We start from the raw sequence: 14,073 nt of genomic DNA, 5'->3' as shown, positions 1-14,073 counted from the left end.
GTTTCATCGCGCCTTCGGGCTGAGTTCCGATAGGACTAGCCCTTCCAACTCTTTAATCAGCTTGCGCGTCATTGCGTCTTCATACGCTTCAAAACCCAAGGCGACCTCGACAAAGGCTCCTGGACCCAAAATGACCCATGCATTGTAATAGGCAGACAATTCACCGACCTGGACGTATCGTTTATCGCCGTGTGACGGGTCATCGGCACCGATCACCAACCCGTTGATCGTGATGCCAGATCGGTTCAAGGTCTTTTTGACGTCGCGTGGATGGGGCCCAAGATTGTGCTTGCCGTCGCCGGACAGATCCAACGTGCGCTTCCAGCAATCGGATTGTCCGGCCAAAAGCTCAGCCCCAAACACCATCGCAGAGCCAACAGCAGTGCCCTGTGGGGCTGCAGACCGCGTTACCGAGTTCAGATGTTGGGCGACCCCCTGCAACTCCGACGCAGAAACGATTTCTGTCCAGTTTACAAGGATGCGCTGATGTCCAGTTTCGCTCCACTCAAAAACTGCGAGACGAACGGGTGCGTCGGATCCAGATACGATCAATTGCTGAACCTCAGGGCGGCGTAAAGCGGCCGCTAACCCATCGAGTTGCAGGCGGTATTCCTGACTGTCGACCGATCCAGACACATCCAGTCCCAAGGCCAGTGCCTGTCGGCATTCGGCCCAAACCGGACAAACCATCAGACTGAAAAAAAGAAGGGCGAGAAACCGTATCAATTTGGATGACCTGGCGGTATTGCACTCAATTCAATCGCGTTTAGTTCCCGTTCCAGTTTCCTGCGCATGGCGCGCTCGAATTCATCGAACCCATCTGCGATTTCCAGAAACGCACCGGGGCCGCGCAACACATTGTTTTCGAAGAACGGGATCAAATACAGCTCGCCCTCAAAATCGGCAGCATTGATGACCAGGCCGTTCACGACAATGTCGTCAAATGGAAAGTGCTTGTAGGCTATGCGTGGTCCATAACCATCGTTGTTCGATCCATCCCCAGACAGATCTATGGTTTGAAAAAGGCAATTGGGTGCCTGCTGCATCAGGGTGGCGCCAAATGCCAGAGCATATCCCATTGCCGTAGCTGAACCGCTGTCCGAGCGGACGGATTGCGAAATGAGTGAAGATGCATGGATCAGGTCGTAGTCGTCGTCAATCATCTTCCAGTCGAGAATAGTCCGCTGGACTTCGCGTCCACTCCATTCATAGACCGCCAGAGCAACAGGCGACGGGGATGAAAAAAATGCCTCTCGAACCTCAGGCGCGATCAGTGCTGCCGCAAGACCCTGCCGCTGTAACATATCCTCATTAGCGTCGACCGAGGTTGAAATGTCTATTGCTAGAGCGAGAGCGAGACGACAGGTTTCAGCCTGAATAGGGCCGGCCATTACGGCCAGCCCAAAGGATGCCAGCCAGCGGATCACCAGGTGCCGGTGCTTTCCATGCTGGCCCATGGTTCGGCCGGTTCCAGGGCCGCGCCGTTTTGCAGCAGTTCGACCGAGATATTGTCCGGTGACCGGACAAAAGCCATGCGTCCGTCGCGCGGCGGGCGGTTGATGACAACACCATTGTCCTGAAGGTGCTGGCAGGTGTCGTAGATATTGTCGACGCCGTAGGCGAGGTGCCCGAAATGACGGCTGTCGCTGGGCAATTCGTCGTCACCATCCCAGTTGTATGTCAACTCGATCGGCGCATCTTCCTGACCTGGAGGGGCCAGAAACACCAGGGTAAAGCGCGCGGCCTCACTGTCGTACCGCCGGGTTTCCTTCAGGCCCAGCAGTTCGTAGAACGCTATGGATTTCTCCAGATCCTTCACGCGGACCATGGTGTGAAGATATGTCAGCCCCATCGCGACTTTCCTTGCATTGATTGTGATGTTCAGCAGCTTAGCGCGCAGGCTTGCCATGTCGAGAGGGCAGGTAGGACACAATTCGGAAATTGCGCGCTACGCCGCACATCTCGCGGTTCCGGTGGGGTGTTCAACGAGATATAGTGGCGGGCGACTCATTTCTGGAAAGGATAATTTCATGCCGCTGTCTGCCGACCAACTGGCCGAGATCGAAGCGCAACGTGCGCAGTCCAACTCGACCCGCCGTGTTGTTGCTAAAGGTATGGAAGATCACCTTTATACGGCGCATCAGGTCCTGGACCACGGCTTTGTCCGGGTGATCGACTATATGGGTGATGATGCCGCGATCTGCCAGGCGGCGCGCGTGTCTTACGGCAAGGGCACCAAGTCGGTGCAGAATGACGAAGGGTTGATCCGCTACCTGATGCGGCATTGGCATTCGACACCGTTCGAGATGTGCGAAGTCAAATTGCACGTTAAGTTGCCCGTCTTTGTGGCGCGTCAGTGGATACGCCATCGGACGGCAAATGTGAACGAATACTCGGCCCGCTATTCGATCCTGGATCGCGAATTCTATATTCCCGCGCCCGAGCATGTGGCCGCCCAGTCCGAGGTCAACAACCAAGGTCGTGGTGACGCTCTGCAGGGAGAAGAGGCGGCTCGCGTTCTCGATATTCTTAAGGCTGACAGTGCGCGGTGCTATGACAATTACGAGGCGATGATTGATCAGGACGGACAGCAGGGACTGGCCCGGGAACTGGCGCGTATGAACCTGCCGGCAAATATCTACACGCAATGGTATTGGAAAGTGGATTTGCACAACCTGTTCCACTTCCTGCGTCTGCGTGCCGACCCGCATGCCCAATATGAAATCCGGGTGTATGCCGAAACCATGTGCAAGATCGTGGCTGATTGGCTTCCCTTCGCCTATCGCGCGTTCGAAGATTACCGGCTGGGCGCAGTCAATTTGTCCGCACAAATGGTAAGCTGTATGCGTCGGATGCTGGCCGGAGAAGCGGTTACGCAAGAGACCTCTGGCCTCACCGCTCGAGAGTGGCGCGAGTTTCAGGACGTGATCCGCGAGGGCTGAATTCGCATATCAATTGTCTATACGTCCCGTCATGGATCTGTTACATTTGATGCATGACGGTGGCTGTCTATATCCGGTTTTTTGCACTGGTTCTGATGCTGGTTAATCCCGCACAGGCCAAATCTCCTATCGCTGAAGTGATCTGCGAACCTACCAGCAGAATGCATGACAAGCTGCTGCGTCAGTTTGGGTCCACGCAAGTTGCGTCAGGCATGCGCGGACCAGAGCAGATCATGGAAGTCTGGGCCAGCAAATCCGGCGATTGGACTCTGGTCATCACATACGCCACTGGCACGTCGTGCATCGTAGCCATGGGCGAAAACTGGTTTACTCACACCGAACAAACTCCGACGCGAGGATAACTTTGGATAGAGCGGTCAACGGCCGGAAATTGGCCGCTAACCTATTTTTAGATGTCCCACCTGTGGCGAGAGCAGACTTATAATGGCTTCAAATCAGACGCCATTTGACGACCGTCACGTCCATCCTGCAGCTCGTACGCGACTTTCTGATTATCGGCGAGCCCGGTCAGACCGGATCGTTCAACGGCCGAGATATGAACAAACACGTCTTTGCCGCCTTCGTCGGGGGCGATAAACCCATAGCCTTTGGTTGTATTAAACCATTTCACGGTGCCGGTAGGCATTTCCCGTGTCTCCTTCCTACTTACACGTTGTCCCACAAAATTGGTGGGGGCAGTCGTTGACTCACCCGCAACACATCACCGTTTCGCGCAAACGATATGGCCCGAATTGCGTGTTTCGTCTTTTTCAACATTGCACGGTGAAGTAAAAAATCAAGAATAACTGGGGTAAGCAATTCATTTTGCCTAACTTTGCGTCAACAACAGGAACAGCCCAATCATGCGCCTTTATGGCTTGAAAACTTGCGATACGTGCCGCAAGGCCTTGAAATTACTGCAAAATGTTGAATTTGTGGATGTCCGGGTGCAAGGAGTGCCCGACTCTGTAATGACAATGGCTTACGAACGTTTCGGCAAAGCCTTGCTCAATACGCGGTCGACAACCTGGCGTGAATTGGATGAATCTCAGCGTGATCGTCCTGCTCTGGACCTGATGGCGGAATACCCCGCCTTGATGAAGCGCCCGCTGATCGAGTCAAACGGGGAGCTGTATCTGGGCTGGACCGAAGATACGCGCCGAGGTCTTGGTGTCGCCTAAGAAACCACATATCTGACATCTGAAACTATGGAGACGGAAGAATGCGAAACGCTGCAATGATCTTGGGCGTCATCGCCGGCCTTGTTGGAATGATTGTCGGCTTCTTTGGGTATGGGTTTGTTGAACTCGTCGACCAGTTTGGTGAGATCGAAGGATTTGCTGAGCAGGTCGAGAATCCCGAACTGGTGCAGGCTGCCTCAATTCTGGCGCCGCTTCTGGCCATTGCCGGTGGCGCTATGGCTCATGCGCGTGCACTGATTGCCGGAGTTTTGCTGCTGCTTTCGGCGGCTGGCATGTATTACGCCTTTGGTTTTGGCGTGTTCACCATGTTCCCGATTGCCTTTGCCGGCGTGGCCGGAATCCTTGGGCTGGCCGCGGGAAAACCGGACGAGCCCAAGGCGCATTTCTAGATTATTTCAGGCGCAGAACCCGGTCTATCGAGATCGGGCCCGCTCCATTGATCACAATCACAAGCAGCAGGAATGTCCACATCACCCGCTGATCCATCAGTGTTATTGCGTTGTCGAACAGGCTGCCGAGTTTGACGTTGTGACCTACGACGTCAGTCAGAGTCTGAACCCAAACAAAGCCGATCATACCTAGCGCGGCGAGGCGGGTCAGCAGGCCCACAGCCAGTAAGACGGGCAGGGCAAATTCGGCCACCGTGCCAAAAAAGATGACGATGCGCTGAAAAAAGGTCATCTGGCTTACGTCATACAATACGGCCTCAGCGGCCTTGGGAAAAATCTGCCCGAATGCGCCAGCCGAGGGTGAAAAGATCGAGCCGTCAATCTTCAGCGTGGCCGAGTTCCAATAGTAGAAAAACAAGACAGCGATAAAGACCACCCGCGCCAGCGTGGGCGTCAACCAGCCCGAAGCGTGATCCACCTTTGCCATAGAGTTGTTGTACGTTGAAATTAGGGCAGTCATGTATCCAGCCTTTCGATAGTCACGGAAGTTATCGCTCCGCCCTGCAAGAGCAGTGCCAGAGTAGTCCCCAGGTCAAAGTCGGGGGTTTCTGCAGTGGTTGCCTCGAAAGCGCCGCCGACGGTTTGCCCGTTCTGTAGCTGCGCGATCCAGTCGGCACCGCCGGGCGGCAACAGATGCGGGGCAGGGTCATAGTCCGGGCGGGTAATCAGAACGTCCTGTGCGCCTGCCTCGGGTTTGGGAGCATCCGGCTGTGTGTTGAATTGCCAGATTGCATGAATCGGCCAATCCGAGCGTACAATCTGCATAGCTGGAGCCAAGGCGAGTTTCGCCTGCATCAAGTCTTCTGGCGGCACAGCCAATGCCTCCGGTTTGATCGGTTGGCTGTCGGTGGCGTGATAGGATTGCCGTATGGCAAGCTCCAGTCGGGCGACATCCGGTAAGTAACCCAGATGAGACAGTTGCTCCATCCCAGCCAGAAAATCAGGGAACTCTTCGCCGTAAAACATCATCATCGGTGAAGATGGGGGATGTCGGCGCAGGAAAATTCCCGCCAACCCATCCATGTTCTGAGACCCCAGGAGTTTGGTGATCACGGGGAAGGCTAGATGCATCGCTTCGGTCAGTGAAACGGCGACGTTATTGCGGTAAACACTGAATCGCCGTCCCGCCGGATGATCGGCGGCGTCCAGCAAACCGTCCGGAACCGGTTGGTTGGCATCCAAGAGAGCCGAGTGGAAATCGGTTTGCGATACACTCATGCCGGAACCCGGTCCAACGCCGCTTGCGCGCGTTCCGCTTCGGCCCGCAGGATCGGCCAGTCGGGAACATCGGTGTCCCATTCGATCAGAATTGGCTTGGACCCGGACCGGTCCAAAACATAGTCCAGCAGGGCCCAAACCGGATCGACGACTTCGCGCCCGTGACTGTCGATTAACAGAGGGCGGCCATGATCGTCCTCGTCCTCGTCGTGACCACCAAGGTGTATTTCGCCTACCTGCTCCAGCGGGTAGGCATCGACATAGCCTTGGGGCGAAAACTCGAGATTGGTGGCGGATACGAAAACATTGTTTACGTCCAACAACAAGCCACAGCCAGTGCGCCGTGCAATTTCTCGCAAGAAATCAGGCTCGGTCCAGGTGCTTTCCTCGAACGCCAGATAGCTCGAGGGATTTTCCAGCAGCATCTTTCGCCCGACCGCCTCTTGCACCTGATCAATGTGATTGCAGACGCGTTCCAGCGTGGAGTCGGTATAGGGCAGGGGAAGCAGATCGTTCAGGAAATGGCTGTCATGGGTAGACCAGGCCAAATGCTCGGAAAAACTGGCCGGGTTCAGCCAGCCGACCAGATGTTTCAAACGAGCCAAGTGATCTGGGTCCAGGGGAGCCTCTCCGCCGATGGACAGGCCGACACCATGAACGGAAATGGGGAACTGTTCGGACAGATGCCGAAGCTGCGCCAGCGGACGGCCACCGTCGCCCATGTAGTTCTCGGCGTGAATTTCAAGCCAGGTCACTGGCTTTGCCTGTTCAAGGATCTGAGAAAAGTGCTGCGGTTTGTATCCCACGCCTGGTGCGGCAGGCAGTCGATTTGATCGGAGTGCGTTATCCAACATCAGCGTGTTCCCTGACTACGACGAAAAGGGCGAGCGATATTGCCCGCCCCCAAAATCTTCGTTTGCGTGGCCTTATGCCGGCAGGTCACGCTCCAGCGGTTCGAGCGAACCATTGCGCGCTGCACCGTCCGCCGATTTCGGCAGTTCGATATCGGCGCAAGTACCAGCGTCAACCAGTGTCCATGCGTTGCCCTGATAATCGACGGTCGAGGTGCCCGCGCAAGTGGTGCCGGGGCCAGCGGCACAGTCGTTCTGACCGGCCAGCGAAACGCCATAGCACTTTTCTTTGGCTTGTGCGGATGCTGTTGTGGCTGCGCCAGATACAGCGGCTGCGACTGCGGTCGCGATGACCAGGGACTTAGCGGTGTTCGACATCTCGGAAATCCTCTTGATGACTGGGTATGTCTGCTTATGACAATGATAAAGGTAATGGCTTGGCGGCCAGAGTTGAATTCACGAGCCCGTGTCTCACGAGCGCGTCAAAGGTAGTCATGTCACCTTGAGCGTTAACAATTTGTTTTTAAAGTGGAAAAATGGAAATGTTTCAATCCGGCCCCAAAGCTTGGGCCGGATTCAGTGCAATTTGCTGCCGAATGTTACAACAGGTCTGGTGGGGTCGCGGCCTGGCCCAGCTCAATTGTTACAGCTTCAAGTGATTCAACCTTTGTCTGTTTCTCACCCAGTCGGCGGACGCTGACCGTGCGCTCGTCGACCTCTCGGTGACCGACGGCCAAAATGACCGGAACCTTGCCGACCGAATGCTCGCGGACTTTGTAGTTGATCTTCTCGTTTCGGACATCAGCCTCGGCGCGAACACCGGCTGCCTTGAGCGTTTCAACCACTTCCATCACGTAGTCATCTGCATCCGAGGTGATCGAAGCGACTACGACCTGACGTGGCGCCAGCCAGAAAGGCAGCTTACCCGCGTGTTCCTCGATCAGGATACCGATGAACCGTTCGAAGGAGCCAAGGCAGGCGCGGTGCAGCATGACCGGTCGGTGCTTGGCGCCGTCCGCGCCAATATAGGTGGCGTCCAGCCGTTCAGGCAGAACAAAGTCCACTTGGAATGTGCCACACTGCCAGTCCCGGCCAATTGCATCGGTCAGAACAAATTCCAGTTTCGGCCCGTAAAACGCGCCTTCGCCCGGGTTCAGCTCTGGTTCGACGCCAGCGGCCCGTGTCGATGCCAGCAGCGCTTTTTCGGCTTTGTCCCAAACCTCGTCCGATCCCGCACGTTGATCTGGTCGGTCCGAGAATTTGATCTTAAAGCTTTCAAACCCAAGGTCCTTATAGACGTCCGTCAGGAAGCCGATAAAGCGCGCGCACTCGTCGCCGATCTGATCTTCGGTCGAAAAGATGTGCGCGTCATCCTGCGCGAAACCACGGACGCGCATAATACCGTGTAACGCACCCGATGGTTCGTATCGTGCACACGATCCAAACTCGGCCATACGCAGTGGCAGATCGCGATATGACTTCAGTCCCTGCTTGAAGATTTCAACGTGGCAGGGGCAGTTCATCGGCTTAAGCGCGTTGACCGACTTCTCGCGTGCGTGTTCCTCGTCCACTTCGACGATGAACATATGCTCTTGATATTTGTCCCAGTGCCCGGACTTTTCCCACAGCTTTCGATCAACGACCTGAGGCGTGTTTACCTCAACATAACCGCCACGTTGCTGGGCACGACGCATGTAATCCTGCAATGAGGTGTAGATGGTCCAGCCATTAGGGTGCCAGAAGATCTGGCCCGGGGCCTCTTCCTGCATGTGAAACAAATCCATCTCGCGGCCCAGCTTGCGGTGGTCACGTTTGGCAGCCTCTTCCAGCATGTGCAGGTGTGCTTTGAGCTTTTCCTTGCCGGTGAAGGCAACGCCGTAGATACGTTGCAACATTGCGCGACTGCTGTCGCCGCGCCAATAGGCGCCAGCAATGCTCATCAGCTTGAAGGCGTCGCCCGGAACCTGTCCGGTGTGCTGCAGGTGCGGGCCGCGGCACAGGTCCTGCCAGTCGCCGTGCCAGTACATGCGCAGTGGCTCGTCGCCCGGAATGGCTTCGATAAGTTCAACCTTATAGGGCTCGTTATTCTGAGTGTAGAAATCGATCGCACGCTGACGGTCCCAGACTTCGGTGGTCACGGGGTCGCGCTTGTTGATGATTTCCTTCATCTTTTTCTCGATCAGGCCGAGGTCTTCGGGCGTGAAAGGCTCGGCGCGGTCAAAGTCATAGTACCAACCGTTTTCGATGACTGGGCCGATTGTGACTTTGGTGTCCGGCCAGATCTCCTGCACGGCACGCGCCATGATGTGGGCCAGGTCGTGGCGGATCAGTTCGTTCGCCTGAACTTCGTCCTTCATGGTGTGGATAGCGATGTCGGCATCCGCTTCGATGGGCCATTGCAGGTCCCAATGCTGGCCATTCACCGTGGCCGAGATGGCTTTTTTTGCCAGCGAGGTTGAGATGTCGGCAGCGATTTGCGCCGGCGTAACGCCTGCGTCAAAGGATCGAGCATTGCCATCAGGAAAGGTGAGAGAGACGGATTTTGAATCCAGGGCCATATCGGCTCTCCTCGTCGGTTTGGCGCCCACAGAACGCCCGGTTGCGGGTTATGGTGTTCGGCTCATGTGGCAGGTGCAGCATGAGCTGTCAAGAGTGGTGAAAGATCGGGTGTAACACTACCGGGGAACGGAATTCGGGAATTGCGGCCCAATGTCTGCCGTGCATGATGAGCCAAAAGCGAAAGAGAGTTTCATGGCTGCTACGAATTTTCTGGATACCGCACAGGGGCGGCAACTTGCGTATCACAAAAGTGAAGGTGAGGGGCCGACTGTTGTTTTTCTTGGCGGGCTGAAGTCGGACATGGAAGGCACCAAAGCGGTGCATCTGGAAGCCTGGGCGCAAGCGCGCGGCCAAAGCTACCTGCGGTTTGATTATTCAGGTCACGGTGAGAGCTCGGGAACGTTCACCGAAGGGTGCATTGGTGATTGGCACAAAGATACGCTGGCTGCAGTTTCGGTGCTGACAGAGGGGCCTCTGATTGTCGTTGGTTCGTCCATGGGGGGCTGGCAGGCTCTGCTGTTGGCTCGCGAAATTCCTGACCGGATCGCGGGGATGGTCACCATTGCCGCCGCGCCGGATTTTACAGAGGATGGGTACTGGGCGTCTTTCACCGAGGAGCAGAAGGCAGCACTGGACATCGTGGGGCAGGTCGAGCTGCCCTCTGACTATATGGAGCCTTACGTCATCACCAAGCGCATGATAGAGGACGGCCGCAATCACTTGGTTCTGCGCGGGCCATTGGAATTGCCGTTTCCCGTGAGATTCCTGCAAGGGACAGCGGATACAGCGGTCTCCACGGAAACTGCAGTTCGGTTGCTGGAGCACGCCACCGGGCCAGATATGCGTCTGACTCTGGTCAAGGATGCCGACCACCGGTTTTCGGACGAACTGTGTCTGGAGATGATCGAACAGGCAGTTCTGAGTGTCATGGTGAACAGCTGATGCGGCGCTTTGGACGTACCCTGGGGCGTGTCCTTCTGGCGGTTATTGCAATTGGTGCACTTGTCTATTGGTTTGGGCCCCGGGAGATGGTGAACCTGAACCCGAGTTTTGACTCGCGGAAGTTTGGCGAAGGTGTGCAGGTCTATTTTGAAAGCACGGAATCCGTATTTGATGACATCAAGCCCGGCGTCGAAAAGCGGGTGATCTGGCAGGATGGTTTCAAAGAGCAACGCACACCTGTCTCAGTTCTTTACATCCATGGGTTCTCGGCCACTTCCGAAGAAATCCGTCCTGTGCCTGACCTGGTGGCGGACGCGTTAGGGGCAAATCTGGTCTACACCCGATTGCAAGGGCATGGCCGCAGTGACGATGCAATGGCGGAAGGGACGGCTACGGGCTGGATGCAGGATTTGGCCGAGGGGCTAGCCGCAGCGCGCGCCGTCGGCGAAAATGTCGTCATCATTTCGACGTCGACGGGTGGAACGCTGGCTGCGGCAGCTGCATTGAACCCGGAACTGAGCAAGGATGTCGTCGGGATGGTGTTCGTCTCGCCGAACTTTGGCGTCAATACGATTGGGGCGTGGATACCCGGCTTGCCGTGGGCCAGAATCTGGTTGCCCATCCTGATGGGACAGGAGCGTGATGTTTCGAGCCCCGATCCCGAGAAGAACAAGTATTGGTCTTCAATTTATCCATGGGAAGCGGTTGTTCCGATGACAGTGCTGGTCGAAACGGTTTACGCGCTTGATTTCTCGGAAGTAAAAATCCCGGCCCTCTTCTGGTTCTCGGACGACGATCAGGTTGTTCGGCCTGATCTGACGCACAATGTTGCCGAGGCTTGGGGCGCAACCGCTACTGTAAATTTGGTCAAGATGGGGCCGGGGGATGATCCGTCTTCGCACGTGGTCGCGGGGCGGCTGATGTCGCCGGGACAGACAGATGCAGCCGTGGCGGGTATTCTGTCGTGGCTGAAAGAGCAGGGGATTGAGTGATGGAACAACGTGTCAGCTTAATTACGGTGGGTGTGGAAGATCCTGAAGCAGCCGCAGTGTTCTACGAAAAACTGGGCTGGCAAAGGGTCGATAGCCCGGACGGCGTGATCGCATTTGACCTGATTGGTCAGACACTTGGTCTCTACCCACTCTCGGCACTGGCTGAAGAAATCGGTGTCGATATCAGCACGCTAGGGCAAGGGGCCCTTACCCTAAGCTACAATTGTCGATCTAAGGAAGTCGTGGCAGACGTGCTGACCAAGGCTGATGAAGCGGGTGCGGAGATTCTGAAACCTGCCTCAGATGTATTCTGGGGCGGGCATCATGGCTATTTCCGCGCACCCGAAGGAACGATCTGGGAGGTGGCCTTCAACCCGTTCTCGAAACTGGGTCCGGACGGCTCCTTTCGCTGGAACGGGTACTGACCATGCGCAAGCCAGGAAGTATGTGGAGCCTCGAAACCTTGGGCCGCGTACGCTTATCCCGGCACTTCTTTATGCGCGACTTTTTGTACTCTGAGATCGGCAACTTCCATGGTATGCAGAACATTCCGGAGAACCCTGATCTGGCGATCGAAACCGGGCGGGTATTCTGCGAAACCCTGCTGGACCCGCTTGAGGAAACCTTTGGGCGCATTGCTGTGCGGTCCGGCTATCGCTCACCCTCACTGAATCAGTTCGGAAACGAGAACAAGCTGAACTGCGCACGTAACGATCATCCGCTGGAATGTCATATCTGGGACCGAGGCGAGGGCGACGAACGTATCGCCGGGGCTTCTATCGTGATTCCGTGGTTTGCGGACCGTTACGCCGAGGGGCGCGATTGGCGCGATCTTGCATGGTGGATGCATGACCATCTGGATTATTCCGAGATTTGGTTCTTTCCGAAACTCTGCGCGTTTAACCTTGTCTGGCGTCCAACCCCGATACGACGCATCGACAGCTATATCGCTCCACGCGGTTGTCTGTTGCGACCGGGCGCAACACCGGATGAAGCCCTTGTTGAAAGGCGCAAGAGATACGCGGATTTCCCGGCTTTCCGCGGACTGAATTATCCTTGAGCTTATAGCGACAGGCACGCTTTGCACCCTGTCGTAGACAGTATGCGTACATTTTTGGTCAGGATCGTTGGTGCGACGGTAGATTCACCAGTTTCCGGATTGAAGAAAAGTGAAGACTTCCAAAGGCCTGAAAGACGCGATGCCACCGAGTGTTTTAGAAGCCGAATGACCGAATATCGAAATTTTTCGTGTTTTTGTTTTCCGCTGGGTGTGGAAGCAAAACTCGCGTGTGGTTATTGGCCCCGGTGGTGTCGGGTCGGCGATGCGTTTGATGATTAAACCGCCAAATAGAATTTTCGGCGGTTGAGGGGGTGTGAAAATCAGAACGTTACAGCGCCTTGCGCAGCAGCGCATCATGCTTTTGGGGTTAAGTTGCCTTACAGCCAGTTGCTCGGAATACACCTAAGCTGCCCTGCAATTGCGACAAAAGCATACCGCGTGCATCCCGGGCGCTACGCCATTTGCGGCAAGGCTGCTTCGCATAACGCTGCGAGTGCAGGAAAGGACGAAGTCTCAGGTCACTTTCCTGCTTCTTCCCGTCAGGCAACCTTGTTTCGGTTGGCAGCTTTGGGGCGAGGCTTTCGGCTGTTTTGGTTCATGAAATCAATCACAAGCGGGCGGATGTTATCACGCCAGCTACGCCCGGCGAAGATACCGTAGTGGCCTGCGCCCGGTTCGACATGGCTGGCTTTTTTGCTGTCGGGCAGGCCGGTGCACAGATCCAGCGCGGCGATACACTGGCCCGGCGCCGAGATGTCGTCATTCGCGCCCTCGACGGATTTGACCGCCACATCAGTGATTTTGCCAATATCCACCTTGTGACCTGCTACGACAAACTCGTTGCGCGCAATCTCACGGTTTTTGAAAACCCGCTCAACCGTAGACAAATAGAATTCGGCCGTCATGTCCATGACGGCCAAGTATTCGTCATAGAACCGGTTATGTGCATCGTGATCCGATGCTTCGAAACGCATCACGCGGTGAATCTGGTCTGTGAAGGCTTTGCTGTGGCGTTCGCCATTCATTGACATGAAAGATGCCAGTTGCAAGAGGCCGGGATATACCATGCGACCCACGCCCTTATACTTGAATCCCACACGTTGGATCATCGTCTCTTCCAGCTGACCCATCGTGACACGCCGCCCGAAATCGGTGACTTCGGTTGGGGTTGCGTCCGGATCTACAGGTCCGCCGATCAGGGTCAGAGTGCTGGGTTGCGCCTTGGGCTCGACCTCGGCCAGATATGCGGTAGCGGCCAACGTCAGCGGCGCGGGCTGGCAGACAGCCACAACATGTGTATCCGGGCCCAGTTCCTTCATAAAATCGACAAGGTAGAGCGTGTAATCTTCAACATCGAATTTACCTTCGGACACAGGGATATCGCGCGCATTATGCCAGTCGGTGATATAAACTTCGCAATTGACCAGCAGGCTTTTGACGGTCGAGCGCAACAGCGTCGCATAGTGACCCGACATCGGTGCAACCAACAGCACCTTTCGGGGCTGCTCTGCACGCCCATTGATGCGGAAATGGATCAGGTCGCCGAAAGGGCGCTCGAGGACTGTGGTGATGTCGACCAGATGGTCCTTGCCGTCTTCGCAGGTAAAGGTGCGAATGCCCCAGTCGGGCTTGACGACCATGCGTTGGAAGGTGCGCTCGGTTACTTCGCCCCATGCGGCCATCCAATTGAATGCTGGGTTCGGGATCATCGAAAACTGGGGGTAAGACGCCATCGCGCTTGCGGTGGCACCAAGCCATTGATTGGTGTTGCGCATTGTTTCCATCAGGTCGTATGTCATCATGTAGCGCATGAAATGGGGCCTCCTGAGTGTCATCCTGAGAGTTCGGACCATTCGTC

The 14,073-nt window shown here is 55.9% G+C and carries 18 protein-coding genes; 8 read left to right on the top strand and 10 right to left on the bottom strand.

Annotation, left to right across the window (positions count from 1 at the left end; all coding sequences use genetic code 11):
* Positions 1 to 3: 3 nt before the first annotated feature.
* From AC2TCY_RS06240 to AC2TCY_RS06230, 3 genes are read right to left on the bottom strand one after another with little or no spacing between them, the layout of a single operon-like run.
* A complete protein-coding gene (locus AC2TCY_RS06240; RefSeq protein WP_480846234.1) occupies positions 4 to 726 on the bottom strand; it encodes a DUF1194 domain-containing protein in 723 nt (240 codons plus the stop codon).
* Positions 723 to 1,457 (bottom strand): DUF1194 domain-containing protein, encoded by a 735-nt coding sequence (locus AC2TCY_RS06235; RefSeq protein ID WP_480846233.1) that lies wholly within the window; start codon positions 1,455 to 1,457, stop codon positions 723 to 725. The genes AC2TCY_RS06240 and AC2TCY_RS06235 overlap by 4 nt, the downstream gene beginning before the upstream one ends.
* On the bottom strand, positions 1,424 to 1,852 hold the full coding sequence (locus AC2TCY_RS06230) for a VOC family protein (protein WP_480846231.1): 429 nt from the start codon (positions 1,850 to 1,852) through the stop codon (positions 1,424 to 1,426). The genes AC2TCY_RS06235 and AC2TCY_RS06230 overlap by 34 nt, the downstream gene beginning before the upstream one ends.
* Positions 1,853 to 2,030: 178 nt before the next feature.
* Here AC2TCY_RS06230 and thyX point away from each other — a divergent pair, with 178 nt between their 5' ends.
* Complete coding sequence (gene thyX, locus AC2TCY_RS06225) at positions 2,031 to 2,942, top strand: FAD-dependent thymidylate synthase (protein WP_480846230.1); 912 nt, start codon at positions 2,031 to 2,033, stop codon at positions 2,940 to 2,942.
* A gap of 59 nt (positions 2,943 to 3,001) precedes the next feature.
* The gene (locus AC2TCY_RS06220) at positions 3,002 to 3,304 is read left to right on the top strand and encodes a hypothetical protein (protein WP_480846229.1); all 303 of its coding nucleotides are present in this window, start codon (positions 3,002 to 3,004) and stop codon (positions 3,302 to 3,304) included.
* A 77-nt stretch (positions 3,305 to 3,381) separates the two neighbouring features.
* Here the strand turns inward: AC2TCY_RS06220 and AC2TCY_RS06215 are convergent, their stop codons facing one another.
* The gene (locus tag AC2TCY_RS06215) at positions 3,382 to 3,588 is read right to left on the bottom strand and encodes a cold-shock protein (RefSeq protein ID WP_085796749.1); all 207 of its coding nucleotides are present in this window, start codon (positions 3,586 to 3,588) and stop codon (positions 3,382 to 3,384) included.
* 217 nt (positions 3,589 to 3,805) lie between these two features.
* On the opposite strand from AC2TCY_RS06215, the gene AC2TCY_RS06210 reads away from it, so the two are divergent.
* Complete coding sequence (locus AC2TCY_RS06210; RefSeq protein WP_480846227.1) at positions 3,806 to 4,123, top strand: ArsC/Spx/MgsR family protein; 318 nt, start codon at positions 3,806 to 3,808, stop codon at positions 4,121 to 4,123.
* Positions 4,124 to 4,164: 41 nt separating this feature from the next.
* Positions 4,165 to 4,533 carry a hypothetical protein gene (locus tag AC2TCY_RS06205; protein WP_480846225.1) on the top strand — a complete coding sequence of 123 codons (369 nt, stop codon included), beginning with the start codon at positions 4,165 to 4,167 and terminating at the stop codon, positions 4,531 to 4,533.
* A gap of 1 nt (position 4,534) precedes the next feature.
* Here AC2TCY_RS06205 and AC2TCY_RS06200 read toward each other — a convergent pair whose 3' ends face one another.
* The 5 genes from AC2TCY_RS06200 to thrS all read right to left on the bottom strand — a co-directional run bounded on the left by AC2TCY_RS06200 (position 4,535) and on the right by thrS (position 9,220).
* Positions 4,535 to 5,053, bottom strand: coding sequence for a DoxX family protein (locus AC2TCY_RS06200; RefSeq protein WP_480846223.1), 519 nt, complete (start codon positions 5,051 to 5,053; stop codon positions 4,535 to 4,537).
* Entirely contained in the window at positions 5,050 to 5,811 is a 762-nt protein-coding gene (locus AC2TCY_RS06195; protein WP_480846221.1) for an HvfC/BufC family peptide modification chaperone, read from the bottom strand. Before AC2TCY_RS06195 ends, AC2TCY_RS06200 begins: the two co-directional genes overlap by 4 nt.
* Positions 5,808 to 6,665: an MNIO family bufferin maturase gene (gene bufB / locus AC2TCY_RS06190; RefSeq protein ID WP_480846220.1), complete on the bottom strand. Its 858-nt coding sequence runs from the start codon at positions 6,663 to 6,665 to the stop codon at positions 5,808 to 5,810. Before bufB ends, AC2TCY_RS06195 begins: the two co-directional genes overlap by 4 nt.
* 72 nt (positions 6,666 to 6,737) lie before the next feature.
* Positions 6,738 to 7,040 (bottom strand): BufA1 family periplasmic bufferin-type metallophore, encoded by a 303-nt coding sequence (locus AC2TCY_RS06185; protein ID WP_480846218.1) that lies wholly within the window; start codon positions 7,038 to 7,040, stop codon positions 6,738 to 6,740.
* A gap of 221 nt (positions 7,041 to 7,261) precedes the next feature.
* The gene (gene thrS, locus AC2TCY_RS06180; RefSeq protein WP_480846217.1) at positions 7,262 to 9,220 is read right to left on the bottom strand and encodes a threonine--tRNA ligase; all 1,959 of its coding nucleotides are present in this window, start codon (positions 9,218 to 9,220) and stop codon (positions 7,262 to 7,264) included.
* Between the two features lie 193 nt (positions 9,221 to 9,413).
* Here thrS and AC2TCY_RS06175 point away from each other — a divergent pair, with 193 nt between their 5' ends.
* The 4 genes from AC2TCY_RS06175 to AC2TCY_RS06160 are packed head-to-tail and all read left to right on the top strand — an operon-like array spanning position 9,414 to position 12,215.
* Positions 9,414 to 10,163 carry an alpha/beta fold hydrolase gene (locus tag AC2TCY_RS06175; protein WP_480846216.1) on the top strand — a complete coding sequence of 250 codons (750 nt, stop codon included), beginning with the start codon at positions 9,414 to 9,416 and terminating at the stop codon, positions 10,161 to 10,163.
* A complete protein-coding gene (locus AC2TCY_RS06170) occupies positions 10,163 to 11,155 on the top strand; it encodes an alpha/beta hydrolase (protein ID WP_480846215.1) in 993 nt (330 codons plus the stop codon). The genes AC2TCY_RS06175 and AC2TCY_RS06170 overlap by 1 nt, the downstream gene beginning before the upstream one ends.
* Positions 11,155 to 11,580, top strand: a complete 426-nt coding sequence (locus AC2TCY_RS06165) for a VOC family protein (protein ID WP_480846214.1) — start codon at positions 11,155 to 11,157, stop codon at positions 11,578 to 11,580. Before AC2TCY_RS06170 ends, AC2TCY_RS06165 begins: the two co-directional genes overlap by 1 nt.
* A 20-nt stretch (positions 11,581 to 11,600) precedes the next feature.
* Positions 11,601 to 12,215 carry a hypothetical protein gene (locus AC2TCY_RS06160; RefSeq protein WP_480846367.1) on the top strand — a complete coding sequence of 205 codons (615 nt, stop codon included), beginning with the start codon at positions 11,601 to 11,603 and terminating at the stop codon, positions 12,213 to 12,215.
* 539 nt (positions 12,216 to 12,754) lie between these two features.
* Here AC2TCY_RS06160 and phaZ read toward each other — a convergent pair.
* Complete coding sequence (gene phaZ, locus AC2TCY_RS06155; RefSeq protein ID WP_480846213.1) at positions 12,755 to 14,026, bottom strand: polyhydroxyalkanoate depolymerase; 1,272 nt, start codon at positions 14,024 to 14,026, stop codon at positions 12,755 to 12,757.
* Positions 14,027 to 14,073: the final 47 nt, after the last annotated feature.

The sequence above is a fragment of the Ruegeria sp. HKCCD7181 genome (assembly GCF_057221055.1).
Note: the sequence above shows the minus strand (reverse complement) of the source record. Positions and strands in the feature narration are given on the sequence as shown.

What these genes read in the sequence shown, in the direction of transcription:
- AC2TCY_RS06215 (WP_085796749.1), bottom strand. Translation starts at nt 3,588, where the DNA reads ATGCCTACCGGCACCGTGAAATGGTTTAATACAACCAAAGGCTATGGG.
- phaZ (WP_480846213.1), bottom strand. Translation starts at nt 14,026, where the DNA reads ATGCGCTACATGATGACATACGACCTGATGGAAACAATGCGCAACACC.
- thrS (WP_480846217.1), bottom strand. Translation starts at nt 9,220, where the DNA reads ATGGCCCTGGATTCAAAATCCGTCTCTCTCACCTTTCCTGATGGCAAT.
- AC2TCY_RS06165 (WP_480846214.1), top strand. Translation starts at nt 11,155, where the DNA reads ATGGAACAACGTGTCAGCTTAATTACGGTGGGTGTGGAAGATCCTGAA.
- thyX (WP_480846230.1), top strand. Translation starts at nt 2,031, where the DNA reads ATGCCGCTGTCTGCCGACCAACTGGCCGAGATCGAAGCGCAACGTGCG.
- AC2TCY_RS06210 (WP_480846227.1), top strand. Translation starts at nt 3,806, where the DNA reads ATGCGCCTTTATGGCTTGAAAACTTGCGATACGTGCCGCAAGGCCTTG.
- AC2TCY_RS06195 (WP_480846221.1), bottom strand. Translation starts at nt 5,811, where the DNA reads ATGAGTGTATCGCAAACCGATTTCCACTCGGCTCTCTTGGATGCCAAC.
- AC2TCY_RS06185 (WP_480846218.1), bottom strand. Translation starts at nt 7,040, where the DNA reads ATGTCGAACACCGCTAAGTCCCTGGTCATCGCGACCGCAGTCGCAGCC.
- AC2TCY_RS06200 (WP_480846223.1), bottom strand. Translation starts at nt 5,053, where the DNA reads ATGACTGCCCTAATTTCAACGTACAACAACTCTATGGCAAAGGTGGAT.
- bufB (WP_480846220.1), bottom strand. Translation starts at nt 6,665, where the DNA reads ATGTTGGATAACGCACTCCGATCAAATCGACTGCCTGCCGCACCAGGC.
- AC2TCY_RS06235 (WP_480846233.1), bottom strand. Translation starts at nt 1,457, where the DNA reads ATGGGCCAGCATGGAAAGCACCGGCACCTGGTGATCCGCTGGCTGGCA.
- AC2TCY_RS06160 (WP_480846367.1), top strand. Translation starts at nt 11,601, where the DNA reads ATGTGGAGCCTCGAAACCTTGGGCCGCGTACGCTTATCCCGGCACTTC.
- AC2TCY_RS06230 (WP_480846231.1), bottom strand. Translation starts at nt 1,852, where the DNA reads ATGGGGCTGACATATCTTCACACCATGGTCCGCGTGAAGGATCTGGAG.
- AC2TCY_RS06170 (WP_480846215.1), top strand. Translation starts at nt 10,163, where the DNA reads ATGCGGCGCTTTGGACGTACCCTGGGGCGTGTCCTTCTGGCGGTTATT.
- AC2TCY_RS06205 (WP_480846225.1), top strand. Translation starts at nt 4,165, where the DNA reads ATGCGAAACGCTGCAATGATCTTGGGCGTCATCGCCGGCCTTGTTGGA.
- AC2TCY_RS06175 (WP_480846216.1), top strand. Translation starts at nt 9,414, where the DNA reads ATGGCTGCTACGAATTTTCTGGATACCGCACAGGGGCGGCAACTTGCG.